Annotated in this window: 26 protein-coding genes; 6 read left to right on the top strand and 20 right to left on the bottom strand. The window is 71.4% G+C overall.

Annotated features, from left to right (window positions below):
- Positions 1 to 113 precede the first annotated feature (113 nt).
- Positions 114 to 1,160, top strand: coding sequence for a LacI family DNA-binding transcriptional regulator (locus tag ACWCPI_RS15255; RefSeq protein WP_451038566.1), 1,047 nt, complete (start codon positions 114 to 116; stop codon positions 1,158 to 1,160).
- Between the two features lie 57 nt (positions 1,161 to 1,217).
- On the opposite strand, the gene ACWCPI_RS15250 is transcribed toward ACWCPI_RS15255, so the two are convergent.
- From ACWCPI_RS15250 to ACWCPI_RS15180, 15 genes are all read right to left on the bottom strand, one after another.
- Positions 1,218 to 1,616, bottom strand: a complete 399-nt coding sequence (locus ACWCPI_RS15250) for a gas vesicle protein K (RefSeq protein ID WP_451038565.1) — start codon at positions 1,614 to 1,616, stop codon at positions 1,218 to 1,220.
- A complete protein-coding gene (locus ACWCPI_RS15245; protein ID WP_451038780.1) occupies positions 1,600 to 1,809 on the bottom strand; it encodes a gas vesicle protein in 210 nt (69 codons plus the stop codon). Before ACWCPI_RS15245 ends, ACWCPI_RS15250 begins: the two co-directional genes overlap by 17 nt.
- A gap of 92 nt (positions 1,810 to 1,901) precedes the next feature.
- Positions 1,902 to 2,792 (bottom strand): GvpL/GvpF family gas vesicle protein, encoded by an 891-nt coding sequence (locus ACWCPI_RS15240; protein WP_451038564.1) that lies wholly within the window; start codon positions 2,790 to 2,792, stop codon positions 1,902 to 1,904.
- Entirely contained in the window at positions 2,789 to 3,301 is a 513-nt protein-coding gene (gene gvpJ, locus ACWCPI_RS15235) for a gas vesicle protein GvpJ (RefSeq protein WP_451038779.1), read from the bottom strand. The genes ACWCPI_RS15240 and gvpJ (ACWCPI_RS15235) overlap by 4 nt, the downstream gene beginning before the upstream one ends.
- A 77-nt stretch (positions 3,302 to 3,378) precedes the next feature.
- Positions 3,379 to 3,906 carry an ABC transporter substrate-binding protein gene (locus tag ACWCPI_RS15230; RefSeq protein WP_451038563.1) on the bottom strand — a complete coding sequence of 176 codons (528 nt, stop codon included), beginning with the start codon at positions 3,904 to 3,906 and terminating at the stop codon, positions 3,379 to 3,381.
- Between the two features lie 57 nt (positions 3,907 to 3,963).
- Complete coding sequence (locus ACWCPI_RS15225) at positions 3,964 to 4,230, bottom strand: gas vesicle protein GvpG (RefSeq protein WP_451038562.1); 267 nt, start codon at positions 4,228 to 4,230, stop codon at positions 3,964 to 3,966.
- A gap of 49 nt (positions 4,231 to 4,279) precedes the next feature.
- Positions 4,280 to 4,993 (bottom strand): GvpL/GvpF family gas vesicle protein, encoded by a 714-nt coding sequence (locus ACWCPI_RS15220; protein WP_451038561.1) that lies wholly within the window; start codon positions 4,991 to 4,993, stop codon positions 4,280 to 4,282.
- A gap of 8 nt (positions 4,994 to 5,001) precedes the next feature.
- Positions 5,002 to 5,475, bottom strand: a complete 474-nt coding sequence (gvpJ, locus tag ACWCPI_RS15215; RefSeq protein ID WP_451038560.1) for a gas vesicle protein GvpJ — start codon at positions 5,473 to 5,475, stop codon at positions 5,002 to 5,004.
- Positions 5,476 to 5,522: 47 nt separating this feature from the next.
- On the bottom strand, positions 5,523 to 5,852 hold the full coding sequence (locus tag ACWCPI_RS15210) for a gas vesicle protein GvpO (protein ID WP_451038559.1): 330 nt from the start codon (positions 5,850 to 5,852) through the stop codon (positions 5,523 to 5,525).
- A 44-nt stretch (positions 5,853 to 5,896) separates the two neighbouring features.
- Positions 5,897 to 6,328, bottom strand: a complete 432-nt coding sequence (locus tag ACWCPI_RS15205) for a DUF937 domain-containing protein (protein ID WP_451038558.1) — start codon at positions 6,326 to 6,328, stop codon at positions 5,897 to 5,899.
- 254 nt (positions 6,329 to 6,582) lie between these two features.
- Complete coding sequence (gene rbsD, locus ACWCPI_RS15200; RefSeq protein WP_451038557.1) at positions 6,583 to 6,972, bottom strand: D-ribose pyranase; 390 nt, start codon at positions 6,970 to 6,972, stop codon at positions 6,583 to 6,585.
- On the bottom strand, positions 6,969 to 7,958 hold the full coding sequence (locus ACWCPI_RS15195; protein ID WP_451038556.1) for a ribokinase: 990 nt from the start codon (positions 7,956 to 7,958) through the stop codon (positions 6,969 to 6,971). Before ACWCPI_RS15195 ends, rbsD begins: the two co-directional genes overlap by 4 nt.
- Before the next feature lie 119 nt (positions 7,959 to 8,077).
- Positions 8,078 to 10,033: an ABC transporter permease/substrate-binding protein gene (locus tag ACWCPI_RS15190; protein ID WP_451038555.1), complete on the bottom strand. Its 1,956-nt coding sequence runs from the start codon at positions 10,031 to 10,033 to the stop codon at positions 8,078 to 8,080.
- On the bottom strand, positions 10,023 to 11,552 hold the full coding sequence (locus tag ACWCPI_RS15185) for a sugar ABC transporter ATP-binding protein (protein ID WP_451038554.1): 1,530 nt from the start codon (positions 11,550 to 11,552) through the stop codon (positions 10,023 to 10,025). Before ACWCPI_RS15185 ends, ACWCPI_RS15190 begins: the two co-directional genes overlap by 11 nt.
- A complete protein-coding gene (locus tag ACWCPI_RS15180; protein ID WP_451038553.1) occupies positions 11,549 to 12,565 on the bottom strand; it encodes a LacI family DNA-binding transcriptional regulator in 1,017 nt (338 codons plus the stop codon). The genes ACWCPI_RS15185 and ACWCPI_RS15180 overlap by 4 nt, the downstream gene beginning before the upstream one ends.
- A gap of 231 nt (positions 12,566 to 12,796) precedes the next feature.
- On the opposite strand from ACWCPI_RS15180, the gene ACWCPI_RS15175 reads away from it, so the two are divergent.
- A complete protein-coding gene (locus ACWCPI_RS15175; protein ID WP_451038552.1) occupies positions 12,797 to 13,162 on the top strand; it encodes a hypothetical protein in 366 nt (121 codons plus the stop codon).
- Positions 13,163 to 13,477: 315 nt separating this feature from the next.
- On the opposite strand, the gene ACWCPI_RS15170 is transcribed toward ACWCPI_RS15175, so the two are convergent.
- Entirely contained in the window at positions 13,478 to 13,927 is a 450-nt protein-coding gene (locus ACWCPI_RS15170; RefSeq protein WP_451038778.1) for a MarR family transcriptional regulator, read from the bottom strand.
- Between the two features lie 123 nt (positions 13,928 to 14,050).
- On the opposite strand from ACWCPI_RS15170, the gene ACWCPI_RS15165 reads away from it, so the two are divergent.
- Entirely contained in the window at positions 14,051 to 14,923 is an 873-nt protein-coding gene (locus tag ACWCPI_RS15165) for an alpha/beta fold hydrolase (protein WP_451038551.1), read from the top strand.
- Between the two features lie 91 nt (positions 14,924 to 15,014).
- Here the strand turns inward: ACWCPI_RS15165 and ACWCPI_RS15160 are convergent, their stop codons facing one another.
- The gene (locus ACWCPI_RS15160; RefSeq protein ID WP_019756725.1) at positions 15,015 to 15,185 is read right to left on the bottom strand and encodes a hypothetical protein; all 171 of its coding nucleotides are present in this window, start codon (positions 15,183 to 15,185) and stop codon (positions 15,015 to 15,017) included.
- A gap of 527 nt (positions 15,186 to 15,712) precedes the next feature.
- On the opposite strand from ACWCPI_RS15160, the gene recD2 reads away from it, so the two are divergent.
- Together recD2 and ACWCPI_RS15150 are read left to right on the top strand one after the other, a co-directional pair.
- On the top strand, positions 15,713 to 17,962 hold the full coding sequence (gene recD2, locus ACWCPI_RS15155; RefSeq protein WP_451038550.1) for an SF1B family DNA helicase RecD2: 2,250 nt from the start codon (positions 15,713 to 15,715) through the stop codon (positions 17,960 to 17,962).
- A gap of 264 nt (positions 17,963 to 18,226) precedes the next feature.
- Positions 18,227 to 19,516 carry a citrate synthase gene (locus ACWCPI_RS15150; protein ID WP_451038549.1) on the top strand — a complete coding sequence of 430 codons (1,290 nt, stop codon included), beginning with the start codon at positions 18,227 to 18,229 and terminating at the stop codon, positions 19,514 to 19,516.
- A gap of 637 nt (positions 19,517 to 20,153) precedes the next feature.
- Here ACWCPI_RS15150 and ACWCPI_RS15145 read toward each other — a convergent pair.
- The 3 genes from ACWCPI_RS15145 to ACWCPI_RS15135 form a co-directional block, all read right to left on the bottom strand.
- Positions 20,154 to 22,466, bottom strand: coding sequence for a heavy metal translocating P-type ATPase (locus ACWCPI_RS15145; RefSeq protein WP_451038548.1), 2,313 nt, complete (start codon positions 22,464 to 22,466; stop codon positions 20,154 to 20,156).
- A gap of 8 nt (positions 22,467 to 22,474) precedes the next feature.
- Entirely contained in the window at positions 22,475 to 22,714 is a 240-nt protein-coding gene (locus tag ACWCPI_RS15140; protein WP_451038547.1) for a heavy-metal-associated domain-containing protein, read from the bottom strand.
- A gap of 324 nt (positions 22,715 to 23,038) precedes the next feature.
- Entirely contained in the window at positions 23,039 to 23,710 is a 672-nt protein-coding gene (locus ACWCPI_RS15135) for a TetR/AcrR family transcriptional regulator (protein ID WP_451038546.1), read from the bottom strand.
- A 161-nt stretch (positions 23,711 to 23,871) separates the two neighbouring features.
- Here ACWCPI_RS15135 and ACWCPI_RS15130 point away from each other — a divergent pair, with 161 nt between their 5' ends.
- The gene (locus tag ACWCPI_RS15130) at positions 23,872 to 26,100 is read left to right on the top strand and encodes an MMPL family transporter (RefSeq protein WP_451038545.1); all 2,229 of its coding nucleotides are present in this window, start codon (positions 23,872 to 23,874) and stop codon (positions 26,098 to 26,100) included.
- Positions 26,101 to 26,131 lie beyond the last annotated feature (31 nt).

Below are 26,131 nucleotides of genomic sequence, written 5' to 3'. Positions count from 1 at the left end.
GGGGGTTATGGCCTTAAGGTCAGCTCGACACACCTGGAACCGCGGGCCGCGGTGGCCTGTCTACGAGCACGTACGAGGTGGTTCGACGAGATGCGCGACCGGAGGAAGACGAGATGACGGTGACCCTGGCGGACGTGGCGGCACGCGCCCAGGTCTCCCCCGCGACGGTGTCGCGCGTACTGAACGGGAACTACCCCGTGGCCGCCTCCACCCGGGAGCGGGTGCTGCGCGCGGTGGACGAGCTGGACTACGTACTGAACGGGCCGGCCAGTGCGCTGGCCGCGGCCACCTCCGACCTGGTCGGCATCTTGGTCAACGACATCGCCGACCCCTTCTTCGGGATCATGGCGAGCGCGATCCAGTCGGAGATCGGCGGCCCGGGCGGGCGGGCGGGCGGCGAACGGCTGGCCGTGGTCTGCAACACCGGGGGCTCTGCCGAGCGTGAGCTGACGTATCTGACCCTGCTCCAGCGCCAGCGGGCCGCCGCGGTCGTGCTGACCGGCGGCGCCATGGAGGACGCCCCGCACGCGGCGGCGATGGCGGCGAAACTGCGCAAGCTGACGGACGCCGGGACCCGGGTGGTGCTGTGCGGACGCCCGCCGGCGCGGGACACCGGCGCGATCGCGCTGACCTTCGACAACCGCGGGGGCGGCCGTGAGCTCACCGAGCACCTGATCGGCCTGGGCCACCGGCGGCTGGGCTACATCGCGGGCCCGGAGGAGCGCACGACGACCCGGCACCGGCTGGAGGGCCACCGGGCCGCGCTGCACGCGCACGGCGTCCAGGAGGACGAGCGCTGGACCGTCCACGGCCGCTACGACCGGCAGTCCGGTTACGAGGCGACGCTTGAGCTGCTGCGCCGCGATCCGACACTGACGGCCGTGGTCGCCGCGAACGACTCCGTGGCGCTGGGCGCGTGCGCCGCGCTGCGGGACTCCGGGCTGCGGATCCCGGAGGACGTCTCGGTGGCCGGTTTCGACGACCTTCCGTTCAGCATCGACGCGGTGCCTTCGCTGACCACGGTGAGGCTGCCGCTCTCGGAGGCGGGGGCGCGGGCCGGGCGGATCGCCATGGGGCGCGAGGAGCCGCCGCCAGGGGGGATCGCGACCATCCGGGGGGAGCTGATGGTGCGGGGGTCGTCCGCAGGGCCTCGGGACTGAGCGGGGGTACGGCCGCGGCACCGTCCGCTCACCGCCCCATGGGCGCAGGTGGGCGTCTCACGGCGGGAGCAGGGGTCCCAGTGGGCCCAGGTCGAGGTTGAGGTCGTCCAGGGTGAGGCCGTAGCGGTCGCACAGCTCTGTCATCCGGTCGTGGAGGAGCATCAGGGTCAGGCCCAGCCGTTCCTCCTGTTCCTCGGTCAGGTCGCCCTGGTCGACGCGGTGCAGTGCCTGGCGCTCCATCAGCTGGCGCAACAACTCGACGATGGTCAGGACCAGTTTGACCAGGTCCCGTTCCACCGTGTCGGGGTCGGTGCGCAACCGGCGTGCGGCACTCTGGCCCGCGGGCGGCGGAACCATGTCGTCCGGCCGGGCGGGCAGCAGCGAGAACGCGCGGTGGGCGGCCTGTGCGACCTCCCGCAGCCGGTCGGGGGGCGGGCGGTCAGCCGGGCCGGTCACCGGTGTCCTCGTCCGCGACGGGCGACGTCCGGTCCGGGAGGACGGGCGCCCACTGCTCCTCCATCTGCTCGCGGACGGCGATCACCACCGCGCGCAGCGAGATCCGCACCAGGTCGATGTCGGCGATCGACAGGACGAGGTCGCCGGTGAGCACGACACCGCCGCTCAGCAACCGGTCGAGCAGGTCGATCAGCGCGACCTGGCGGCCGCTGAGGGGGCGGTCGTCGTCGTAGGCGGCTTCGTAGGATCCGCTCGCCCGGTGTGCGCCGTGCGCCTCGTGCTCGGTCACCGTTGTCGCGCCCCTTCCGGGGGTGCGGTGCCGCCGGTGGGCGCGGTGCCCCCAGCGCGTGCGGTGCCCCGGGAGGGCGCGCCGCTCTCGGGCGGCTCGGTGAAGGAGTACGGCGCCCAGGGACCGGTGACCTCCACCCGTACCCCGGGCAGGTCGTCGGCGGCGTGCAGCATCCGGTCGCGGAACCGTTCGGCCAGGTGGCGAGGGACGAGGTAGGCGTCGTTGGCGAGGTTCTCGCTGCCTGGGCGGGCGAGGGAGCCCTGCTGGGGGCGGTGCCGGGCGCGTTCCACCGCCAGCCCGCGCGCCTGCTCCTCCGTGCGGCGCACGGCCTCCTGAGCGGATTGCCGGATGTCCTCGTGCGCCTGGTGGTACTGCCTGCGGCGGCGCAGATACGCGCGTCCGGGGGCCGGGTCGGCGACCGAGGCGCCGGACGCCTCGGGCGGGGGTGCGGGCTCGGAGGAGGCCGGGATCTCGGCGTACACCTTCACGCCCCACTCCACGCGGTCGTCGAACCGGTCGAGCAGCGCTGCGAACGCCTCCTGCCGTTCGCCCAGCATCCGTTCGACCCGGCTCTCGTCGAGGTAGACCGTGGCCAGCCGCAACGGCAGGACCGTCGTGCGGGCGGCGAGCGTCTCGATGACGAGGTGGTGGGCGCGGGCTGTCGACTCCAGCCAGGCGAGGTCCTCCAGGCGGGCCCTCAGAGCCGCCTGGGAGAACTCCTCTGCGGGAACGGCGCTGACCGCGGCGGCCACCGGACCCGAGCGCACCAGGGTGACCGGGGCGCCCGCCACACCGCGGACCCCGAACAGCGCCGCCTGCGCCGACTCCTTGGCCGAGCCGGTCGCACGGACCACGGCGTACGCGTACCTCAACCGCTGTCCGCTCACGGCTCCCGGCCCCGGCCCTCGGCGTCGTCCGACGTGCGGCGGGCGCGGCGCGGCTCCGCGCCGGGCTTGCGCTCGGCCTCCCGGTCGGTCTCCCGCGACCGGGAGGCCGGGCGCCGGTCGCCCGAGCCGCGTGCGGGCAGTTCGCCCGCGGGCCGCGCCTTCCCGGCCTTCTCGACCTTCGCGGCCTTCTCCGCCCTCTCCACCTTCTCGGCCCTGTCGACCTTGCGGCGCAGCTCCTCCACCTCGGCGCGCAGTCGCTCGTTCTGCTCCTCCAGCGTGCGCCCGCGATGGGCGCGGGAGGAGAGCGCGGGGTCGTGCTCCCACCAGTCGATGCCGATCTCCTTGGCCTTGTCCACCGAGGCCACCAGGAGGCGGAGTTTGATGGTCAGCAACTCGATGTCGAGCAGGTTGATCTTGATGTCGCCGACGATGACGATGCCCTTGTCGAGCACGCGTTCAAGGATGTCTGCGAGGTTCGCACTGGATCCCCCGCCGCCGTAGGGGTACATCCCCTGTGACGGTGCGGAACCGGTGGGTACGGGTTCGGTCACGGCATTCTCGACCTCGTTTCCCGGAGCACCTACGGTCACCCACGGCGCCGGCGCGTCGCGCGGGGTTCCTCGTCGGTGTCGTCGTAGCGGTCGTCGGGCCCCCGGTCTTCGTCCCCCGCGTCGTCCGCGTCGTCCTCCATGTCGCCGTCCGCGTCGTCGTCCTCGTCCTCGCCCGCGCGCTCTTCCTCCTCCTCGTCTTCCTCGTCCTCCACCCACTCGCCCTTCTCGTCCCCCTCGTCCTCGTCCTCGTCCACGGCCCGCCCCTGCGTCTGTGTCCGCTCCCGCAGCCCCGCGGTGCGTTCGTGGAGGGCGTCGGCGAGGCTGTCGGCCTTCGCCGTCAGGACCGACGTCGCCGCAGCCTTGCCGGCGTCCGTCAGCTCGGAGCGCACCTGGTGGGTGAGGTCGTGCACCGAGGGGGACTCCTGGAGGGCCTTGCCGACCTGGCCGGGCCTGAGCCGTGATCCGGCGAGCAGCGCGCCGAGGCCGAGGGCGAGCTTGGCCTTCTTGTTCCGCCCCAGCACATAACCGCCCAGCAGAGCGGCGCCGATCCCGGCGTTGTTCATGGCCCGTCCTCTTCCTTCGCCCAGGTGCCGAAAGCCCGCGGTCCCGCACCCGGTCCCTCACGGCCCGCCCTGCTGCCCGGACCGGCGCAGCTGGTAGGCCCTGATCTCCTCCAACCGGTGCAGGAGTGCCTGCTCCTGCCGTGCGAACTCCTCGTCGTCGATCCGGCCCTCGGTCCACGCCCGTTCCAGCTGCACGAGTCCCTCCTGCACGGGAGCGGGGTCGTAGTACTCGTCCTCGGCGGTTTTCACCACCTTGTCGAGCACCCAGCCGATGCCCCGCACGGGGGCGAAGGGCAGCCCCAGAATCCCGGTGACCAGTCCCACGGCACCTCCTCGCGCTCCTCATGGCCGGCCCGGCCGCTCCGCGCGTCCCTCAGACGAAGCTGTACGGCGGCAGCGGCCCCCGCATCCGCACCTCCACACCCTCGCCGTAGCGTTCCGCCAGATCCTGACCGGCCCGGTTGAACTCCTCGGTACGGTCCTCCTCCACCAGGAAGGAGGCGTTCACGACGTACTGCTTCGACGGCTCGGCGACCTTCTCCGCCACTCCGAGCGGCCGCAGGGCGGCGACGATCTCCGCGGCGATCGCGTCCTGGCGGGCCTGCACCTCCTGAGCCACCATCTGGCCGAGCGCCAGCCGGTCCTCGTAGGTCCCCCCGCCCTCACGGGTGCGCTGGTTCAGCTCACGGATCTGCGCGTTCTCCTCGACGACGGCACGCAGCACCCAGTCCTCGTCGACGACGCCCTTGACGTTGAACTCCGCCCGCCCCGCCAACTCGTCCAGGCGTTGCGTGAACGCCTGCGCCTGCTCCTCCAGCACGCCGCGCACGGCGGAGTCGTCCGCGGCGACGAACCCGAAGCTCAGCGGCAGGACGGTGCCGTCCGTCCAGAGCCGTTCCTGGACCTCCTGGTGCGCCGAAAGGTCGCGCCGCGTCACCGACAGATCGTCGGGGGCCTCGCTGACGACGGCGCACAGGGAGTCGCCGCGCACCACGCGCACCTCACCGGGGGGATCGCCCACGCCCTTGGTGTCGCCGAGGTCCAGCGGATGGGAGTCCTTGGTGATCGCGTACACATACACGGACATCGGGTCGCTCACTCCTCCCGGTCCCGTGCCGAGCGGCGCTGCGAGCCGTGCTCGGAGCGCTCACGCCGCTTCTCGCGGCTGCGCTCGCGCTCCGCCTCCTCGTCACCGCCGCGCCCCTTGAGCGAGTCGCTGACCGCCTCGACCGCGCCGGACAGCGCCCCTTTGCTCTTGCCCCGGGCGCCGCTCTCCACCGAGTCACCGACGATGTCGGTGAGCTGGGAGGGTGCCTTGCGGCCCGATTCCAGATCCAGCCGGTTGCACGCCTCGGCGAAGCGCAGATACGTGTCGACGCTGGCGACCACCACGCGCGCGTCGATCTTCAGAATCTCGATGCCGACCAGGGAGACCCGTACGAACGCGTCGATGACCAGGCCCCGGTCCAACACGAGTTCCAGTACGTCGTACAGGTTTCCCGACCCTGACCCGCCGCCCGCGACTCCGGGTACGCCGGCACCACCGTTGCCCTGTGGCACCACAGTCACGGTGCCGTCCCTTCCGGCCCGACTTCCCGTGCGGGGAGCGAGGCGACCTAGCGGCCGTCCCTCCGGTCCACCTGCGCGCGCGTGTAGCGACGCCCACGCTCGTACGACACCAGCTGCCCCTCCGGGCCCAGAACCACGTGGTAACTGGCCATCACGCTGGTCGTCTCGGGAATGCGTTCCAGCTCTACTACTTCTACGGCGGCTTCCCAGCCCTGATCCGTCGGCTTCAGTGCGGAAACCGACTCGGGAGCCCTCCCCAGCAGCTCACCGAGCTGCTCGATCGCGAACCGGATCGCTCCGGCGGCGGACACCCGCGGCTCGGCGGGCGTCTGCCGTTCGGAGCGCACCTTGCGCGGCTCACGATCGCTCGTGATCATTCACCTTCTCGCTCTGTTCCTCCATCATCGGCCCCACGTGCAGCTCACGCCACTTCTCTCGTACGGCGCAGCACCGCCTGCCCGGCGCGCTGCCTGCCCGCCGCCCGCTTCGTGAGCACCGCGAGCACCACCGGGACCACCATCTCCACCACCCGGGTCACCGCACCGGAGGGCAGCCCCGTCCTGCGCGCCACCGCGCCGGCGACCGGCTCGGCCTCCTCGGCCAGCAGCCCGGCCATCAGGCCGCCCGTGGCGAAGCCGCCCAGCGTGGCCACCCCGGTGAGCGGGGCGTCGTGCGGAGTCGCGACCGCCTCCGCCTCACCGGACAGCGCCGCCACCGTCGTACCGACCATCTGCCGGGCCCCTGTCTCGTCCGTGCCCAGCAGGTTCGCGATGCGCCCGATCCGCTCGTCGCCGAGTTCGTCGAGCACATCGTCCTGAAGGCTCGTGAGGGGGTTCTCAGCTACCTCTGACATGTCTGAAACGCTACGTCCGACCGGATTCACCGGCACGCCGAGGGCGGTCCGAAAAAAATTCCAGGAAACCGTGCAACCCTTCCCGGGCCTGGCGGGTCGTACTTGGCATCGGAACTCTTGGAGGGGGATCTGGGGGGATCGCGGGGGTTCCGACGGGAGGGGAAAACGCGAGGGGCCCGGTCGACGGACCGGGTCCCTCGAAACCTCTTCCGGCATCGCCGGGCATCTGCCCGAGCCGCAGCGCGGACCGGGCGTCAGAAGAACACCCCGCAGCGCAGCAGCACATTCGCGTACGGCCGCGCCTCCCCGGTCCGTACGACCAGCCGCGCCCCGGCCGACAGCTCCTTGAGCCGCTCGTGCGTGACCAGCTCCAGTTCGGGAAACTCCTGCTCCAGCAGGGCGGCCGCCGCCGGATTCGCCTCGCGGACCTCCGAGGCCGCCGTCGCCCCCTCCACCGCCAGCTCGGCCAGCAGACCGTCCAGCACCACGGCGAACGACGGCACCCCGGCCCGGAAGGCCAGGTCGACGACCCGGGGACCGTCGGGTATCGGCATGCCCGCGTCGCACACCAGCACCCCGTCGCCGTGCCCCAGCTCGGCCAGCGCGCCGGAGAGATGACGGTTGAGGATTCCGGCCTTCTTCACTCGGACCCCCCTCGCCGGCCTTCACGGGGCGCGCCGTCCCACCCCCGGCCGGGGGGCCGCGAGGTGTCCCCCGCAGGGGCACCGCACGACGCCTCGACCTCCGCCGCCGTCGGGAAGGACTCCTGCGCGCCCTCCTTCGTGACCGCCGCCGCCCCGACCCGTGCCGCGTACGCCGCCGCGTCCGCCAGGGATGCGCCCGCCCCGAGCCGGAAGGCCAGCGCGGCCGTGAACGCGTCACCGGCGCCCGTCGTGTCCACCGCGTCCACCCGCACGGACGGCACCCGCGTCACCCCGTCCGCGCCGGCCACCAGCGCGCCCTGCGCCCCCAGGGTCACCACCACCGACCGGGGCCCCTTGGCGAGCAGGATCCGCGCCCAGTCCTGAGGGGTCTCGCCCACCGCGGAGTCACCGAGGATGACCTTCGCCTCGTGCTCGTTCACGATGAGCGGGTCGCAGGCCGCCAGCACCTCCGTCGGCAGCGGCTGGGGCGGGGACGGGTTGAGCACGAAGCGGCTGCCGTCGGCCAGGCTGCGCACCACCTCCACGACCGTCTCCAGCGGGATCTCCAGCTGGGCCGAGACCACCCGCGACGCCTGGAAGAGGCTCGCGGCGGCCCGTATGTCGTCCGGGGCGAGCCGTCCGTTGGCCCCCGGCGAGACCACGATGCTGTTGTCCCCGGACGGGTCCACCGTGATCAGCGCGACGCCGGTCGGCGCACCGCCGACCAGGACGCCCACCGTGTCGACACCGGCCGTCCGCTGCGAGTCGAGCAGCAGCCGGCCGTGCGCGTCGTCACCGACCCTGGCCAGCAGGGCCGTCCGGGCGCCGAGCCGGGCGGCCGCGACCGCCTGGTTGGCACCCTTGCCGCCCGGGTGGACGGCCAGGTCGGAGCCGAGCACGGTCTCGCCGGCCCCCGGCCGGCGCTCGACACCGATCACCAGGTCGGCGTTGGCCGACCCTACGACCAACAGGTCGTAGTCGTACATGAGGTTGCTCCCCTGATAGGTCCCCGTGTGACGTGAGGCGGACGGCCCCGTGCGGTATGCGCCGGGGCCCGCCCCATGCTCCCGCAACGGCCGTCCGCCTGTTCGCCGTTCGCCTTCGGTCAGCCGCCGAAACCGGCCACGTTCTCCTTCGTGACCACCTTCACCGGCACCTTCACCATCTCCTCGGTCTTCTTGCCCTCGGCCGCCCGCAGCGCGTTGTCGACCGCGATCCTGCCGAGTTCCTTGGGCTGCTGCGCGACGGAGGCGTACAGCGTGCCCGCCTCGACCGCCTTCAGCCCGTCCGGAGTGCCGTCGAAGCCGACCACCTGGACCGACTTGCCGGCCTTCGACCCCAGCGCCTTGACCGCGCCCAGCGCCATCTCGTCGTTCTCGGCGAAGACGCCGTCGATGTCGGGGTGGGCCTGGAGGAGGTTGGTCATGACGTCGAGGCCCTTGGTGCGGTCGAAGTCGGCCGGCTGCTCGGCGACCACCTTGATGCCCGGGTAGGCCTTGAGGCCCTCGGCGAAGCCCGCGCCGCGCTCCCGGCTGGCGGAGGTGCCGGCCTGGCCCTGCAGGATCACGATGGTGCCCTTGCCGCCCAGCTTCTCGGCGAGCGCCTTGGCGCCCAGCTCGCCGCCCTCGACGTTGTCGGAGGCGACCAGGGCCGCCGTCCGCGCCTCGTTGACGCCGCGGTCGACTCCCACGACCGGGATGTCGGCCTTGTTGGCCGCCCGCACCGACGGACCCGCCGCGTCCGAGTCCACCGGGTTGACGATGATCGAGCCGACGCCCTCCGACGTGAAGTTCTGCAGCTGGTTGGCCTGCTGGGAGGCGTCGTTCTGCGCGTCGGTGACGGTCAGGTCGACGCCCAGCTTCTTCGCCTCCGCCTCCGCGCCGGCCCGGATCTGCACGAAGAACGGGTTGTTGAGGGTCGAGAGCGAAAGGCCCACCTTCCGCGTCGTCGCCGAGGACGAGCCGCCGTGCAGGAAGGACGTGGCACCGACGATCGCCGCCGCGACCACGGCCGCGAGGACGTACGTCGCCGCCTGCCTGCCCTTGTCGCCGCTCTGACCGGCACCCGACGGCGCCGCGGTGGCCCCCGCCTTGCGCCGCACGGTGTCCAGCAGCACCGCCAGCGCGATGACGACGCCGATGACGACCTGCTGCCAGAAGGCGGACACCGAAAGGAGGTTCAGGCCGTTGCGCAGCACCGCCAGGATCAGGGCGCCGATCAGCGTGCCGGACGCCTTGCCGGTGCCGCCCGCGAGCGAGGCGCCGCCGATGACGACCGCCGCGATCGCGTCGAGTTCGTAGCCCTGCGCGGCCTGCGGCTGGGCGGAGGACAGCCGGGCGGCGAGCACGATGCCCGCGGCGGCGGCGAACAGCCCGGAGAAGGCGTAGATCGCGAGCTTGTGCCTCTTCACCCGCAGTCCGGACAGACGGGCCGCCTCCTCGTTGCCGCCGATCGCGTACATCGAACGGCCGATGTACGTCCGGCCCAGCACGAACGCCGTGATCAGACCCATGCCGACCATCACCAGCACGGGCACCGGCAGCCAGCCGCCGAGCACGTCACCGAGACGCGAGACCGAGTCGGGCAAGGCGATCGGGGAGCCCTGCGAGATCACCAGGGACAGACCGCGGGCCACCGACAGCATGGCCAGCGTCGCGATGAACGGCGGGAGTTTGCCGTACGAGATCAGGAAGCCGTTGACCAGGCCGCACACCGCGCCGGTCGCGATGGCGAGGAGCACGGCGACGAAGACCGGGACGCCTTGCGACGTCGCGCTCCAGGCCAGGACGGTGGCCGACAGGGCGGCGACCGAGCCGACCGACAGGTCGATGCCCGCCGAGACGATGACGAAGGTGACACCGAAGGCGAGGATGGCGGTCACGGCCGCCTGGACGCCGACGTTCAGGAGGTTGTCGGCCGTCAGGAAGTCGCCGGACAGCGCCGACATCGCGACGACGAGGACGATGAGCGCGGTGAGCGCGCCGTTGTCGAGCAGGATGCGGCGCAGGCCGCCCGAGGCGCCACGCGCGCCCGTCGAGCTCTTGAGCGTGTCAGTGGCCACGGGTGGCCTCCGTTTCGGTCTTCTCGTGAGTGGGGTTACTGACGGCGAGCGCCATCACGGCGTCCTGGGTCGCCTCGTCGGCGGTGAGTTCACCCGCGATCCGGCCCTGGGCCATCACCAGGACCCGGTCGCTCATGCCGAGGACCTCCGGCAGATCGCTGGAGATCATGAGCACGGCGGCGCCCTGCGCGGTGAGTTCGTTGATGAGCTGGTAGATCTCGACCTTCGCGCCGACGTCGATCCCGCGCGTCGGCTCGTCGAGGATCAGCACCCTGGTGTCGGCGAGCAGCCACTTGCCGATGACGACCTTCTGCTGGTTGCCGCCGGAGAGGGTGCGCACGTGCTGACCGAGTCCGGCCATCCGCACCCCGAGCTGCCGGGCGATCCGCTCGGCCGCCGCACGCTGCCCCTTGCGGTCGACGAGCCCCGCGCGCGTGGCCGAACGCAGCGTCACCAGCCCGAGGTTCTCCTCGACCGACGCGTCCAGCACCAGCCCCTGGCCCTTGCGGTCCTCGGGGATCAGCCCGATGCCCGCGGTCATCGCCGCGTTGACGTCGTGCTTGGCGACCGGGCCGCCGGCGACCGTGACGCTGCCCCTGTCGTACGGATCGGCCCCGAAGACCGCCCGCACCACCTCGGTGCGACCGGCGCCGACCAGCCCTGCGATACCGACGACCTCACCGGCGTGCACCTCGAAGCCGACGTCGTGGAAGACGCCGTCCCGGGTGAGCCCCTCGACGGACAGCAGCGCGGCGCCGCGATCGGACCGCGTCCGCGGGTACTGCTGCTCGATGGAGCGCCCCACCATGAGCCGTACCAGCTCGTCCTGCGGCGTCGAGGCCGGGACCTGCCCGACGCTGCGGCCGTCCCGGATCACCGTCACCCGGTCGCCCAGCGCCGCGATCTCCTCCAGGTGGTGCGTGATGAAGACGACCCCCACGCCGTCCTCGCGCAGCCTGCGCACGATCGCGAAGAACTTGTCGACCTCCTCGGAGGTCAGTACGGCGGTCGGCTCGTCCATGATCAGCACCCGCGCGTCCAGGCTGAGCGCCTTGGCGATCTCGACCATCTGCAGGCGTGCGATGCCGAGTTCGCGGACCCGCGCACGCGCAGAGACGTCGACGCCCACGCGCGCGAGGAGGACTTCGGCGTCCGCCTCCATCTTCTTCCGGTCGATCATTCCGAAGCGGCGCGGCTGCCGCCCGAGGAAGATGTTCTCCGCGACCGTCAGATCGGGAACGAGGTTGAACTCCTGGTAGATGGTGGCGATCCCGAGCCGTTCGGAGTCCCGCGCCCCCTGGATACGAGTCTCCTCGCCGCCGACCAGGATCCGCCCGGCGTCGGGTGTGCAGGCACCGGAGAGCATCTTGATGAGGGTGCTCTTGCCCGCACCGTTCTCACCGAGCAGCACATGCACCTCGCCCCGGCGCAGATCGAAGTCCACGCCGTCCAGCGCGACCACGCCCGGGAAGGCTTTCCGTATGCCCTCGATGCGCAGCAACTCGTCCGCGTCGCTCACCTCTGGCTCCTGTTCTGTGCGGGGTCCTCGCCGCACGAGCGGCGTACGACGAGTCGGGCGGGGAGGGTGACGGACGCGGGGGGCCGCCCCTCGATGCGGTCGACCAGGGCCCGCACGGCGGCCCGGCCCAGCTCGCCCGTCGGCTGGGCGATCGCCGTGATCGGCGGGTCGGTGTGCACGAACCACGGGATGTCGTCGAACGCGGCCAGCGCGAGGTCGTCCGGGACACGCAGCCCACGCGCGCGTACGGCGTCCAGGGCGCCGAGCGCCATCAGGTTGTCGGCCGCGAAAACGACCTCGGGGGGCTCCGGCAGGTCGAGGAAGCCCTCGGTGACCCGCCGTCCGCTCTCGGCCTGGAAGTCGCCCTGGCCCACGTAGACGTCCGGGAGTGGGAGCCCCAGAGCGGCGAGCGCCTCCCGAAAGGCCTCCACACGCTCGCGCCCGGTCGTGGTCGCCGCCGGTCCCGCGATGATCGCCAGCCGCCGGTGGCCGAGGCCGTGCAGATGCGCCACGAGGTCCCGTACGGCGTCGCACCCGTCCGCCCGCACCACCGGCACGTCCACACCCGGGATCCACCGGTCCACGAACACCATCGGCGTCCCCGCCCGCGCGGCGTCCAGCATCAGCGGGGAACCGCCGTCCGTGGGGGAGACCAGCAGGCCGTCGATACGGCGGTCGAGCAGGGTCCTGACGTGGTGGTCCTGGAGGTCGGGCCGCTCGTCGGCGTTGCCGATGACGACGCTGTAGCCGAGCGCGCGGGCCTCTTCCTCGACGGAGCGGGCCAGTTCGGTGAAGTAGGGGTTCATCACGTCGCTGATGACCAGGCCGAGGGTGCGGGTCTGGTCGGTGCGCAGGGATCGGGCGACGGCGTTGGGGCGGTAGCCCAGGGTCTCGACGGCGGCCAGGACGCGTGTGCGTGCCTCGGCGCTGACCGACGGATGGTCGTTCAGGACGCGCGAGACCGTGGCGACGGAGACGCCCGCCTCGGCGGCGACGTCCTTGATGCTCGCCATCCCCGCTCCACCTCCTTGTGGATCGTTCGGGGTCGATGTCCGATACCCGATGCTCGTGGAATCGATTACATCGACATGTAGGGAGGATGGAATCGATTACATGGAAATTAATCAAGCCCTCAACCACGCCCCGAGACCGGATCGTGATGTCGCGGCCCGCCATGAGCCGATCCACGCTGGAAGTGCGGGGGTCGTACGGCGAAGGTCCTCGTAGGCCGGAGCGGAGGAGTCATGACGGCAGCCAGGCGCGAGGAGGCGCCCGTCATCGTCGGCGGTGACGGCGTGGAGGTGCGCAGCAAGGCGATCGGCGGCGGCATGTCCGTCGGTTACGTCAGCCTGCCCGAGGGGACCGACATGGGCCCCGCGCTCAAGGGCCTCGAAGGCGACGCCTGCCCGTGCCCGCACTGGGGCTACCTGCTGAAGGGCCGGCTGCGGATGCTGACGCCCGAGGGCGAGGAGTACTACGAGGCGGGCCAGGCGTACTACTGGGGGCCCGGCCATGTCCCGGTGGCCCTGGAGGACTGCGAGTTCGTCGAGTTCTCACCTACCGAGGACTTCCAGACGGTGCTGGAACACGTGCTGGCCCAGGGCGGGTGAGGCCCGGGCGGCTCGTCCTCTCGTTCGGCGGGGGTGATCCGTGGGGGTGATCCGCTGGGGGGTGCTCTGCTGGGGAGTGCTCCGCCGGGTGTGCTCCGCTGGGGGGTGCTCTGCTGGGGAGTGCTCCGCCGGGGAGTGCCGGGCCGCGCCGAGGTCGCGGGTCGTGAGGGGATCGCCCCCGGTGCGCCCGGGGTCGGCGGGTGACGAGTCCGTCGCCCGCTTCCTGTGACGGAGTGTGCCGTCCTCCCCCCGCGACGGGAGTGCGCCGCCCTCCTCCCGCGACGGCTTCCGGCATGGCCCGTCGTGGCCCCGCGGTCACGCGCCCCCTGTCGCCTGCTCCCGGTCCTCCTGGGCAGCCTCCCGCATCCCCGTCAGAAAGCCCCTGATGGCGGCCAGTTCCCGCGCGTCGTACCCGTGCAGCAGGTCCACCGCCCGGTCGATCAGCGGTCCGAAGTGCTGCCACCCGAGGGCGACGGCCCGCTCGTCCACCGTGACCGTGACCTTGCGGCGGTCCCGGTCGCTGCGCACCCGCCGCACATGTCCCGCCCGCTCCAGCCGGTCGACGAGTGCCGTGGTCCCCGCCGAGTTCAGTCCGAGCGCTGCGCCCAGTTGTCCGGCGGTGGTCTCCTCGCCCGCGCGGGCGGCGTCCATCAGGGCGATCAGCGCCCGTACGTCCGTGGGATGCATGCCGTTGCGCTGGGCGAACCGGGCGCTGTGCATCCCCAGTTCGACGGTCATCGCGCGCAGCAGATGGACGATCTCCATCTCGGGCGCCCGGCCGGCCCGGTCGACGGGCTTCTCGAACTCCTGGTCGGACACGTGCCGCCTCCGGCTATCATCTCGCTGAACAAGTATCTCGGTGAGCGAGATAATAGGGGGTTGCCGCTCATGAGCGCTCGCGGTACGTACGACAGGCACGCCTTTCACGCCGCCTACGACCAGGTCATGTCCGCGTGGTCGGCGCCGGTGGAGGTCGCGGCCGTGCCCACGCCCCACGGCGTGACGCACGTCAACGTGTCCGGCCCGGCCGACGGCCCCCCGCTCGTCCTGCTGCCGGGCGGTGGCGGCGCGACCTCCGCCTCCTGGTACCGGCAGGCCGCCGAACTCTCCCGAGTCCACCGGCTGTACGCCGTCGACCTGATCGGCGCCCCGGGGCGCAGCACGCCCGCCGCCGACCGCCACCCGCGCACGCTCGCCGACCTGGCGGCCTGGCTGGACGCCCTCCTCCAGGGCCTCGGCCTCACCGCGACCGACCTGGGCGGGTACTCGTACGGCGCCTGGATCGCGCTGCACCACGCCCTGCGCGCGCCCGAACGGGTACGCCGACTGGTCCTGCTGGACCCGACCCAGTGCTTCGCCGGGTTCAGGCCGCGCTACCTGTGGCACGCGCTGCCGATGCTGCTGCGGCCCACACCCCGGCGGGTCCGCGCCTTCCTGGAGTGGGAGACGCAAGGTGCGCCCCTCGACCAGGACTGGCTCGGGCTGCAGGAGGCGGCCGCAGGCTTCCCCGCCCCGCGGCCGGTGACCGGACCGCGCCCCGCGCCGGACGCGCTGCGCCGCCTGGAGCTGCCGGTCCTGCTGCTCCTCGCGGGAGGCAGCCGGGCCCATGACCCCGCCGAGGTGGCCGCCCGCGCCGAAGCGCTGCTGCCGCGCGTCACGGCGACGACGCTGCCGGGGGTGTCCCACCACGCCCTGCCGCTCGCGGCTCCGGCCGAGGTGGGCCGCCGTGTCACCGACTTCCTCACCCGCTCCACCGGCTGAGCGCCGGCCCGTCCCGCGAGGGCGCCGGTCGCGCGCGCCGGCCGGCGGACCGCCGGAGGTGCCCCGGGGCCTGGCCGCCCGCCGGCCGGCCTCACCGCCGCAGGCTGTAGCTCACCAGCGACGCCCCGACCACCGACCCGAAGGCCGGCAGCAGGAAGGGCGCGAAGACCTCCCACCCCCACGCGATCCCCGCGCACGCCGCCGTGACGTTGATGGCCAGCGACAGGATCCACAGGGCGACACTCTGAGCCTGGGGTGACATCGTCTCCTCGTCCTCGTGTGTTCGGGGGGAAGGGCCGGGACGGGTGGAAATCAATCCGGCCCCGGGCTCGGAAAGGCATGGAATTCCGAACCGGGTGTGCGCGTCGAAAGGGGGGCGCCGGAGGTGTTCCCGCTCGGCGCGGACGGTCCCGGAGCCACGGTCGTGTGATGACCGGAAAGCGCCGGAGCCATCACGAGCAGCGTCAACGTGCCGACCGCGCACAGGCCGACGAGCATCCTCCCGGCGGTGTACGCGGGCCGAGGGGCGTTCGGGCCCGGGGGAGGCATCGGTATCACGGTCGCTCCGGAATCGACTCCGTTCCCCCTCTGGATAATCCCCTGGATTCTGGCACGGGAAAGCAGCCCGAAAGGCGCCTCCTGGATGCTTGAACTGTAAATCTTCGGGCTTTCTTGTGAATTCGCCGTGAAAGCTGAGCGGCCGATCGCATACTGATCGGTTGCTTTTGCGGGGAGCCCGTTCCGGCTCGCGCCCTCGGGCTGTCGTACCCGGGCGGTAGCGTTCGGATCATGTCCAATCAGGCGGGGAGCGGCGAGCGGCGACTGGCGGTGCTCGAAGGCGTCCTGGAGCGCATCACGTACGCCAACGAGGAGAACGGCTACACGGTCGCCCGGGTGGACACCGGCAGAGGCGGCGGTGACCTCCTCACCGTCGTCGGCGCGCTGCTCGGCGCCCAGGTCGGCGAGTCGCTGCGCATGGAGGGCCGCTGGGGCTCCCACCCGCAGTACGGCAAGCAGTTCACCGTCGAGAACTACACGACCGTCCTGCCGGCCACGGTCCAGGGCATCCGCCGCTACCTCGGCTCCGGCCTGGTCAAAGGCATCGGTCCGGTCTTCGCCGACCGCATCACCCAGCACTTCGGCCTGGACACCCTGAAGATCATCGAGGAGGAGCCCAAGCGGCTCATCGAGGTGCCGGGCCTCGGCCCCAAGCGCACCAGGAAGATCGCCGACGCCTGGGAGGAGCAGAAGGCGATCAAGGAGGTCATGCTCTTCCTCCAGACCGTCGAGGTGTCCACGTCGATCGCGGTCCGCATCTACAAGAAGTACGGCGACGCCTCGATCTCGGTCGTGAAGAACCACCCCTACCGGCTGGCGGCCGACGTCTGGGGCATCGGCTTCCTCACCGCCGACAAGATCGCCCAGTCCGTCGGCATCCCGCACGACAGCCCGGAGCGTGTGAAGGCGGGACTGCAGTACGCGCTGTCGCAGGCCACTGACCAGGGCAACTGCTACCTCCCCGAGGAGCGGTTGATCGCGGACGGGGTGAAGCTGCTCCAGGTCGACACCGGGCTGGTCATCGAGTGCCTCGCGGAGCTGGCCCAGGTTCCCGAGGACGGCGGCGATCCCGGGGTGGTCCGGGAGAAGGTCCCCGGCCCGGACGGCGGCGCGGAGCCGGTCACCGCCGTCTACCTCGTCCCCTTCCATCGGGCCGAACTCTCCCTGTCCGCCCAGCTGTTGCGGCTGCTGCGCACGGACGAGGACCGGATGCCGGGCTTCCGTGACGTGGCCTGGGACAAGGCGCTGGGCTGGCTGAAGGGCCGCACGGGCGCCGACCTGGCCCCCGAACAGGAGGCGGCCGTCAAGCTGGCGCTGACGCAGAAGGTCGCCGTCCTCACCGGCGGCCCCGGCTGCGGCAAGTCCTTCACCGTGCGCTCGATCGTGGAGCTGGCCCGCGCCAAGAAGGCCAGGGTCGTGCTCGCCGCCCCGACAGGCCGCGCCGCCAAGCGCCTGTCCGAACTCACCGGCGCCGAGGCCTCCACCGTCCACCGCCTCCTGGAGCTCAAGCCCGGCGGTGACGCGGCCTACGACAAGGACCGGCCGCTCCAGGCCGACCTGGTGGTGGTCGACGAGGCGTCCATGCTGGACCTGCTGCTCGCCAACAAGCTGGTCAAGGCCGTACCGCCGGGCGCCCATCTGCTCTTCGTCGGCGACGTCGACCAGTTGCCCAGCGTGGGCGCGGGCGAGGTCCTGAGGGACCTCCTGGCCGACGGCGGACCGATCCCGGCCGTGCGGCTGACCCGGGTGTTCCGGCAGGCGCAGCAGTCCGGTGTGGTGACCAACGCGCACCGGATCAACGCCGGGCAGCATCCCGTCACCGACGGCATGAAGGACTTCTTCCTCTTCGTCGAGGACGACACGGAGGAGGCCGGACGGCTCACGGTGGATGTCGCGGCCCGCCGCATCCCGGCGAAGTTCGGCCTCGACCCGCGCCGGGACGTGCAGGTCCTCGCCCCCATGCACCGCGGCCCGGCCGGCGCCGGCACCCTGAACGGCCTGCTCCAGCAGGCCGTCACCCCCGGACGTCCGGATCTGCCGGAGAAGAGGTTCGGCGGCCGGGTCTTCCGTGTCGGCGACAAGGTCACCCAGATCCGCAACAATTACGAGAAGGGGGAGAACGGCGTCTTCAACGGCACCGTGGGCGTGGTCACCTCGCTCGACCCGGTCGACCAGCGCCTGACGGTGCTGACGGACGAGGACGAGGAGGTGCCGTACGACTTCGACGAACTGGACGAGCTGGCGCACGCTTACGCGGTGACGATCCACCGTTCACAGGGAAGTGAATATCCCGCCGTGGTGATCCCGGTCACCACGGGTGCGTGGATGATGCTCCAGCGGAACCTGCTCTACACGGCGGTGACCCGGGCCAAGCGGCTGGTCGTCCTCGTGGGGTCGCGCAAGGCGATCGGTCAGGCGGTGCGCACGGTCTCCGCGGGCCGGCGCCACACGGCGCTCGACTTCCGGCTCGCGGGCTTGTGAGCCGGATTTTGCCCCGCACGCTCACCCCCTTCTGACCTGCCGGTTCGTGAGGCGGCCAAAAAAATGATCGATCAAACGAGTCGTGAAGGTCACAGAGCACTTCCAGATGGGCAAGACAGCGGGCAGGATGACAGGTTGGCGGCACTCAGTGCCGCCAATAGGCCCAATGGTCGACCCCGAGTGCACTCTCCTGAGCCGAATGGGGGAGGGTAGAGACAGTCAGGGCAACCTCGAAGATGAGGCACAACGTCGGTGAGGGAAGACGTGAGCGACAACTCTGTAGTACTGCGGTACGGCGACGGCGAGTACACCTACCCGGTGATTGACAGCACCGTCGGTGACAAGGGCTTCGACATCGGCAAGCTCCGCGCCCAGACCGGTCTGGTGACGCTGGACAGCGGCTACGGCAACACCGCCGCCTATAAATCCGCCGTCACCTACCTCGACGGCGAGGCGGGCATCCTCCGGTACCGCGGCTACCCGATCGAGCAGCTGGCCGAGCGCTCCACCTTCCTGGAGGTGGCCTACCTGCTGATCAACGGCGAGCTGCCGACCATCGACGAGCTCTCGACGTTCAAGAACGACATCACGCAGCACACCCTGCTGCACGAGGACGTCAAGAACTTCTACAAGGGCTTCCCGCGTGACGCCCACCCGATGGCCATGCTGTCCTCGGTCGTCTCGGCGCTGTCCACCTTCTACCAGGACAGCCACAACCCGTTCGACGAGCGCCAGCGCAACCTCTCCACGATCCGCCTGCTCGCCAAGCTCCCGACGATCGCGGCGTACGCGTACAAGAAGTCGATCGGCCACCCGTTCGTCTACCCGCGCAACGACCTCGGCTACGTCGAGAACTTCCTGCGGATGACCTTCTCGGTGCCCGCGCAGGAGTACGAGCTCGACCCGATCGTGGTCTCGGCCCTGGACAAGCTGCTCATCCTGCACGCGGACCACGAGCAGAACTGCTCGACGTCGACGGTCCGCCTGGTCGGCTCCTCGCAGGCGAACATGTTCGCCTCGATCTCCGCGGGCATCAACGCCCTGTGGGGCCCGCTGCACGGCGGCGCCAACCAGTCCGTGCTGGAGATGCTGGAAGGCATCCGCGACGCGGGCGGCGACGTCGACTCCTTCATCCGCAAGGTGAAGAACAAGGAGGACGGCGTCCGCCTGATGGGCTTCGGCCACCGGGTCTACAAGAACTTCGACCCGCGCGCCAAGATCATCAAGGCCGCCGCGCACGACGTCCTCTCGGCTCTCGGCAAGTCCGACGAGCTGCTGGACATCGCGCTGAAGCTGGAGGAGCACGCGCTCTCCGACGACTACTTCGTCTCGCGCAGCCTCTACCCGAACGTCGACTTCTACACCGGCCTGATCTACCGGGCCATGGGCTTCCCGACCGAGATGTTCACGGTCCTGTTCGCCCTCGGCCGGCTGCCGGGCTGGATCGCCCAGTGGCACGAGATGATCAAGGAGCCGGGTTCGCGCATCGGCCGCCCGCGCCAGATCTACACGGGCGTCGTGGAGCGCGACTTCGTTCCCGTCGAGGAGCGCTGAGCCTCGTCACCAGGAGCCCCGTGTCCGGCGTCGGCCGGGTGCGGGGCTTTCGTGTGCGCGGGCGGCTCGGCGGGGGCGGGGGCCTCGTGGGGCGGGGGCCTCGCGGGGGTGCCCGTATGACAGAAGGCGCCCCGGCGCCGGTCCCCCCACGGGCCGACGTCCAGGGCGCCTTCCCATGTCCCGGTGCGGATTCCCCCCACGGGATCCGGCCGGGCGTCTGTGAAGTCAGCGCCTGAAATCGCTGTTGAGCTAAACGAGCAGAACTCGACGTACTCATGTATGCGGTTGTGGTGTGCGATCTGCCGGGACAGCGCACGCTCGGGAGGGCCGCTCAAAGCTTCCCGAGGTGCGTGCCCCGGCGACGCAACTCTGAGGAAGTCCCCCAAGACATCCCCAGATGCCAGGTGGCGCCCCCCAAGACGCCGACTGACATCGTCAACTTAGACCTTCGAACCCCTTCGATGGTTACGTTCACATCACTGTGATCTGCGTCTCTTGCATATGTCCGTTAGATGCGCAAGAGCCCCGATACGGCGATCGAGACTCCAGCGTAAGGACGATGCGCGAGTCTTGTGAAGAGCTTATGTGAGCCGGGCGCGGGACTCCAGAGGGGCCTGGTGGGGTTCTTACTACGAATTCACCGGAACGTCCGCAGCCGCAGGCTGTTGGTGACCACGAACACGGACGAGAAGGCCATCGCGGCCCCCGCGATCATCGGGTTCAGCAACCCGGCGGCGGCCAGCGGCAAGGCGGCGACGTTGTATCCGAAGGCCCACACGAGGTTGCCCTTGATCGTGCCCAGCGTCCTGCGGGACAGCCGAATCGCGTCCGCCGCCACCCGCAGGTCCCCGCGCACCAGCGTCAGGTCGCCGGCCTCGATCGCCGCGTCCGTCCCGGTCCCCAGGGCGAGACCCAGATCGGCGGTGGCGAGCGCCGCCGCGTCGTTGACGCCGTCCCCGACCATGGCGACGCACCTGCCCTCGCGGCGGAGCCGCCGTACGGTCTCGGCCTTGTCCTCGGGCAGGACCTCCGCGATCACCTGATCGATACCGACCGCCTGCGCGACCGACTCGGCGACGGCCCTGTTGTCCCCGGTCAGCAGGACCGGGGTGAGGCCCAGCGCGCGCAGCTCGCGCACCGCCTCGGCGCTGGTCTCCTTCACCGCGTCGGCGACCGCGAGGACCCCGCGCACGGAACCGTCCCAGGCGACCACGACGGCCGTACGGCCCTCCCGCTCGGACTCCGCCTTGGCCTGGGCGAGTTCGGCGGGAAGCCCGGCGGTCTGCTCGGCGAGTCGCCCCACCGTCACCTCATGGCCCTGCACCCGCCCGCGTGCGCCCCGCCCGGGCACGTTCCGGAACTCCTCGACCTGCGGCAGCGGACCGACCCGCTCCTCGGCGCCCAGCGCGACGGCACGGGCGACAGGGTGTTCCGAGGCGTGTTCCACGGCGCCCGCGAGCCGCAGCACCTGCTCCTCGTCGGCGCCTTCGGCGGCGTGGACCCGCTGAAGGGTCATACGGCCCGTAGTGACCGTGCCGGTCTTGTCCAGGAGGACGGTGTCGACGCGGCGCGTGGACTCCAGGACCTCGGGCCCCTTGATGAGGATGCCGAGCTGGGCACCACGGCCCGTGCCGACCATGAGGGCCGTGGGTGTGGCGAGTCCCAGGGCGCAGGGACAGGCGATGATCAGCACCGCGACGGCCGCGGTGAACGCGGCGACGGTGTCGTCGGTGGCGCCGAACCACACGCCGAAGGTGGCGACCGCGAGGACGATCACCACGGGTACGAAGACCGCGGAGACGCGGTCGGCGAGCCGCTGCACCTCGGCCTTGCCGTTCTGCGCGTCCTCCACCAGCCTCGCCATCCGCGCGAGCCGGGTGTCCGAGCCGACCCGGGTCGCCTCGACGACGAGGCGCCCGGCGGTGTTGACCGTCGCGCCGGCGACCGCGTCCCCGGCGGTCACGTCCACCGGTACGGACTCGCCGGTCAGCATGGAGGCGTCCACCGCGGAGGCGCCCTCGACGACGGTGCCGTCGGTGGCGATCTTCTCGCCGGGCCGTACGACGAACCGGTCGCCGACGGCGAGTCCGTCGACCGGGACCCGGACCTCGCGTCCGTCCCGCAGGACGGCCACGTCCTTCGCACCGAGTTCCATGAGGGCGCGCAGCGCCGCGCCCGCGCGCCGCTTCGCCCGGGCCTCCAGATAGCGGCCGAGGAGGATGAAGGCGATGACTCCGCAGGCCACTTCGAGGTAGATCTGCGAGGCGCCGTCCGCGCGCGAGACGGTGAACTCGAAGTCGTGGCGCATGCCCGTCATGCCGGCGTCGCCCAGGAACAGGGCCCACAGGGACCAGGCGTAGGCGGCCAGCGTGCCCAGGGAGACCAGGGTGTCCATGGTCGCCGCCCCGTGCCGGGCGTTCGTGAAGGCGGCCCGGTGGAAGGGCAGTCCGCCCCAGACCACGACCGGCGAGGCCAGGGTGAGCGCGAGCCACTGCCAGTTGTCGAACTGCAGCGCCGGGATCATCGACAGCAGGACGACCGGGACGGCGAGCAGGGCCGAGACGGTGAAGCGTTGCCGGTAGGCGGCCGGTTCGGAGTCTTCCGGGGGCGTCCGGGACGCGTCCGGGGATTCCTGGGGGGCGGGTTCCGGCGGAAGGGGCTCCTTTGCCGTGTACCCGGTCCTCTCCACGGTGGCGATCAGGTCGGCGACCTGGACGTCCGCGGAGTGGCTGACCCTCGCCTTCTCCGTGGCGTAGTTCACCGTGGCGGTGACGCCGTCCATGCGGTTGAGCTTCTTCTCGACGCGGGCGGCGCAGGAGGCGCAGGTCATCCCGCCGATGAGCAGCTCGACCTCAGCGGTGCCGGTGGACCCGGCCGGGGCGTGCGCCACGGCTGCGTCGGCCCTGCCGGCCGGTCCGGCTATCGGCGGTTGATCGGTGGTGCGGGACATGGCCAGGCTCAGGCCTTGCCGACCAGTTCGAAGCCGGCCTCGTCGACGGCCGCGCGGACGGCCTCCTCGTCGAGCGGGGTGGCCGAGACCACGGTGACCTCACCGGTCGAGGCGACGGCCTTCACCGAGCTGACACCGGGCAGCTCGGAGATCTCGCCGGAGACGGCGCCCTCGCAGTGCCCGCAGCTCATGCCGCTCACCTTGTAGACGGTGGTGACGGAACCCGGGGTGTCGGTCTGGGCGGTCATGTCGTTCTCCTCGTCGAGGCGTGTGGGGCTGACGGGCCCGCGGGGCCCTCCGAATTCCACGGTATACCCCTACGGGGTATTAATCCAAGAAGGGTCTTCGTGGATCTGCGGGGTCTCGGGGTGGGAGGTGGTTCTGCGGGGTCGGCGGGTGCCCGGAGCGCGGGTGGCAATTCTGTGGGGTGGGGGCCCGGAGCGCGGGTGGTGGTTCTGCGGGGGGACGAGTGCCCCGAGCGTGGGTAGTTCGCCGGGATCGACGGGTGTCCGGAGCGGGCGGGCGTCTTCGGGGGCGGGGCGGGTGGTGTTCTCCGGGCAGGCCCCGCCGGCTCAGGCCGAGTCGAGGTGCCCGAGTCTGTCGCCCACCAGTGGGTCGAGGTAGCGGATCAGGGCGTTCTTCAGCTCCCGCACATAGGCGTCGCGCTCGGCTCCCTCGTGGGCGAGGATCAGCTCCAGGCCCGCCTTGTACATCCCCAGGCACATGTGCGCGGTGCGGGTGAGGTCGGCCGGCGGGGCGTCCGGCAGGAGCGAGGAGAGCAGGTCCTCGATGCGGGAGAGCAGGGTCGCGTGCAGGGCGTCGTGCTCCTCGGCGATGCGGCCGGGGATGTCGGGGCCGTGCATCAGCGCGAAGAAGACGGGGTGCTCGCAGTTGAAGGCGATGAACCGGTCGACGGCCGAGCCGACCGCCTCCTCCACCGGGGTGGCGGGGTCGACCGGCGCGAGCGCCTCGCCGTAGGTCTCGCGCATCTCGTGCATGAGCCGGGTGCCCAGCTCGATCGCGATCGCTTCCTTGTTCGGGAAGAACTGGTAGAGCGTGCCCGGTGAGACGCCCGCCTCGCGGGCGATGGCGTTGGTGCTGGCGGCCGTGTAGCCGGTGGTGGTGAAGACGCTGGCCGCGGCGTCGAGCAGTTGGGCGACACGGCGCTCACCGCGGGCCTGGCGGCGGCGCGGCTGCTCCTTCTCCTGATGGGCCTGGCCGGCCTTGTCCCGGTTGGCGGACACGCGTTATCCCCAGCTCTCCGAACGCGATTGACAAACGCGAGCAGTCGCTCGCATTCTGGAGAAACGCGAGCGATCTCTCGTGTTTGTCAGTCTATGGCAGTGACAGCTCCATGCTGCCCTGCTGCGCACAGCATGGATCAGGGTGAAGGGGACACCGCACAATGACCGAAGTCAACAGGCGACCCGGGATCGGAGGCTGGACCCGCTTCGTCACGGCCCGCCCCCGCCTGTCGCTGCTCGTGGCCCTGGTGCTCACCGCGCTCGCCGTGCTGGCGGGCAGCGGTGTCGCCGACCGTCTGGGCAGCGGCGGCTGGGAGGATCCGCACGCCGGGTCGACGTACGCGACCAAGGCGCTGGAGCGCGAGTTCCCCGCCTCCCAGCCCAACCTCCTGCTCCTCGTGGACGCGGGCGGCGCCTCCGTGGACGACCCCGCGGTCGCCGCCGAGGCCAAGCGGCTCGCGGAGCGCCTGGCGGGTGAGAAGGGCGTCACCGGGGTCGGTTCCTACTGGCAGACCAAATCGCCCTCCCTGCGCGCGCAGGACGGTCATGAGGCGCTGATCGCCGCCCGCATCACAGGCGACGAGAAGGAGGCGGGGGAGACCCTGGACCGGATCGCGCCCACCTTCCGGGGCACGCACGGCCCGGTGGAGGTCGGTGTCGGCGGCCCGGTCGCCGTGCGGCACGAGATGCAGACGATCATCCAGGAGGACCTCCTCCGTGCCGAGATGATCGCCCTGCCGGTCACACTGGTGCTGCTGGTGATGGTCTTCGGCAGCGCGGTGGCGGCCCTGCTGCCGCTGGGCATCGGCATCGTCGCCATCCTCGGCACCAACGCGGTGCTGCGGGGCCTGACCGAGTTCACCGACGTGTCGGTCTTCGCGATGAACCTCACCACGGCCCTCGGCCTGGGCCTGGCCATCGACTACGCCCTGTTCATCGTCCGCCGCTTCCGTGAGGAACTCGCCACCGGTGGTGATCCCCTGACAGCGGTCGGCACCACCCTGCGCACGGCCGGCCGCACCGTCCTCTTCTCGGCCCTCACGGTCGCGGTGTCCCTCGCGGCGATGCTGCTCTTCCCCCAGTACTTCCTGCGGTCCTTCGCCTACGCGGGCATCGCGGTGGTGCTGCTGGCCGCCGCGGCCGCGCTGATCCTGCTCCCGGCGGCACTGATCCTGCTGGGCCACCGGGTCAACTCCCTGGATCTGCGCCGACTGTTCCGGCGCGGACGCAGGTCGCCCGAGCCCGACGGAGCGAGCGCAGCGCCCAAGGGCAGGGCCTGGACCCGCACGGCGAACCTCGTGATGCGCCGGGCCCCGTTCTTCGCCCTGGGCACCACCGCCGTCCTCGTCCTGCTCGGACTGCCCTTCCTGGGCGTGAAGTTCGGTACGGCCGACGATCGCCAGCTGCCGTCGAGCGCCGAGTCCCGTGTGGTGCAGCAACACATCCGCGACGGCTTCCCGGGAAGTCCCGGCGGTGGCCTGGAGGTGCTCACCGAGGGCCGGGCGACGCAGGCGCAGTACGCCGACTACAAGGAGCGGATCGCCGCCCTCCCCGGTGTGGTCCGGGTCGACGGGCCCCTGGTGAAGGGCGAGCACGCGTACTTCACGGTGCAGCCGAAGGGCGAGGCGGTCGACGAGCCGGCCCAGCGCCTCGTCGGCGAGCTGCGTGCTGCCCGGGCGCCGTTCGACACCGAGGTGACCGGTGCCGCGGCGGTCCTGGTGGACTCCAAGGACGCCATAGCCGAACGCCTGCCCCTGGCCGCGGCCTTCATAGCGGTCGTCACCTTGCTGCTGGTGTTCCTGCTGACCGGGAGTGTGCTGATCCCGGTCCAGGCGGTGGTGCTCAACGCGCTGAGCCTGACGGCGATGTTCGGGGCGGTGGTGTGGGTCTTCCAGGACGGCCATCTGTCCGGGCTGCTCGGCTTCACCAGCCCCGGCTCGATCGAGACGACCCTTCCGGTGCTGATGTTCTGCGTCGCCTTCGGCCTGTCGATGGACTACGGCGTGTTCCTGCTCTCCCGCATCAAGGAGGAGTACGACACGACCGGCGACCACGACCAGTCCGTCCGCCACGGCCTGCAACGCACCGGCGGGCTGATCACCGCGGCCGCGGTGATCCTCGCGGTGGTGATGGTCGCGATAGGCACCTCCCGGGTCACCAACACCAAGATGCTCGGCCTCGGCATCGCCCTGGCGGTGCTGATGGACGCGATGATCGTCCGCAGCCTGCTGGTGCCGGCCGTGATGCGGCTGACGGGGCGGGCGACATGGTGGGCGCCGGGTCCGCTCCGGCGGTTCCATCAGCGGTTCGGGCTGAGCGAGGGGGAGTCGGCGGTGGCCCCGGTGACCGAGCCGGCACAGGAGCGGGAAAAGGTGAGCGCGCGGGGCTGACCTCACGGGAGCACGCCTGGGGACGTGGGGC

Source organism: Streptomyces sp. NPDC001920 (genome assembly GCF_053594495.1).
Note: the sequence above shows the minus strand (reverse complement) of the source record. Positions and strands in the feature narration are given on the sequence as shown.

Coding starts and splice junctions, on each gene's coding strand:
- ACWCPI_RS15145 (WP_451038548.1), bottom strand. CDS start 22,466: ATGTCCCGCACCACCGATCAACCGCCGATAGCCGGACCGGCCGGCAGG.
- ACWCPI_RS15170 (WP_451038778.1), bottom strand. CDS start 13,927: ATGGAGATCGTCCATCTGCTGCGCGCGATGACCGTCGAACTGGGGATG.
- ACWCPI_RS15130 (WP_451038545.1), top strand. CDS start 23,872: ATGACCGAAGTCAACAGGCGACCCGGGATCGGAGGCTGGACCCGCTTC.
- ACWCPI_RS15175 (WP_451038552.1), top strand. CDS start 12,797: ATGACGGCAGCCAGGCGCGAGGAGGCGCCCGTCATCGTCGGCGGTGAC.
- ACWCPI_RS15205 (WP_451038558.1), bottom strand. CDS start 6,328: ATGTCAGAGGTAGCTGAGAACCCCCTCACGAGCCTTCAGGACGATGTG.
- gvpJ (WP_451038779.1), bottom strand. CDS start 3,301: ATGTACCCCTACGGCGGCGGGGGATCCAGTGCGAACCTCGCAGACATC.
- ACWCPI_RS15195 (WP_451038556.1), bottom strand. CDS start 7,958: ATGTACGACTACGACCTGTTGGTCGTAGGGTCGGCCAACGCCGACCTG.
- ACWCPI_RS15210 (WP_451038559.1), bottom strand. CDS start 5,852: ATGATCACGAGCGATCGTGAGCCGCGCAAGGTGCGCTCCGAACGGCAG.
- ACWCPI_RS15165 (WP_451038551.1), top strand. CDS start 14,051: ATGAGCGCTCGCGGTACGTACGACAGGCACGCCTTTCACGCCGCCTAC.
- ACWCPI_RS15180 (WP_451038553.1), bottom strand. CDS start 12,565: ATGGCGAGCATCAAGGACGTCGCCGCCGAGGCGGGCGTCTCCGTCGCC.
- ACWCPI_RS15160 (WP_019756725.1), bottom strand. CDS start 15,185: ATGTCACCCCAGGCTCAGAGTGTCGCCCTGTGGATCCTGTCGCTGGCC.
- recD2 (WP_451038550.1), top strand. CDS start 15,713: ATGTCCAATCAGGCGGGGAGCGGCGAGCGGCGACTGGCGGTGCTCGAA.
- ACWCPI_RS15220 (WP_451038561.1), bottom strand. CDS start 4,993: ATGTCCGTGTATGTGTACGCGATCACCAAGGACTCCCATCCGCTGGAC.
- ACWCPI_RS15230 (WP_451038563.1), bottom strand. CDS start 3,906: ATGAACAACGCCGGGATCGGCGCCGCTCTGCTGGGCGGTTATGTGCTG.
- ACWCPI_RS15255 (WP_451038566.1), top strand. CDS start 114: ATGACGGTGACCCTGGCGGACGTGGCGGCACGCGCCCAGGTCTCCCCC.
- ACWCPI_RS15140 (WP_451038547.1), bottom strand. CDS start 22,714: ATGACCGCCCAGACCGACACCCCGGGTTCCGTCACCACCGTCTACAAG.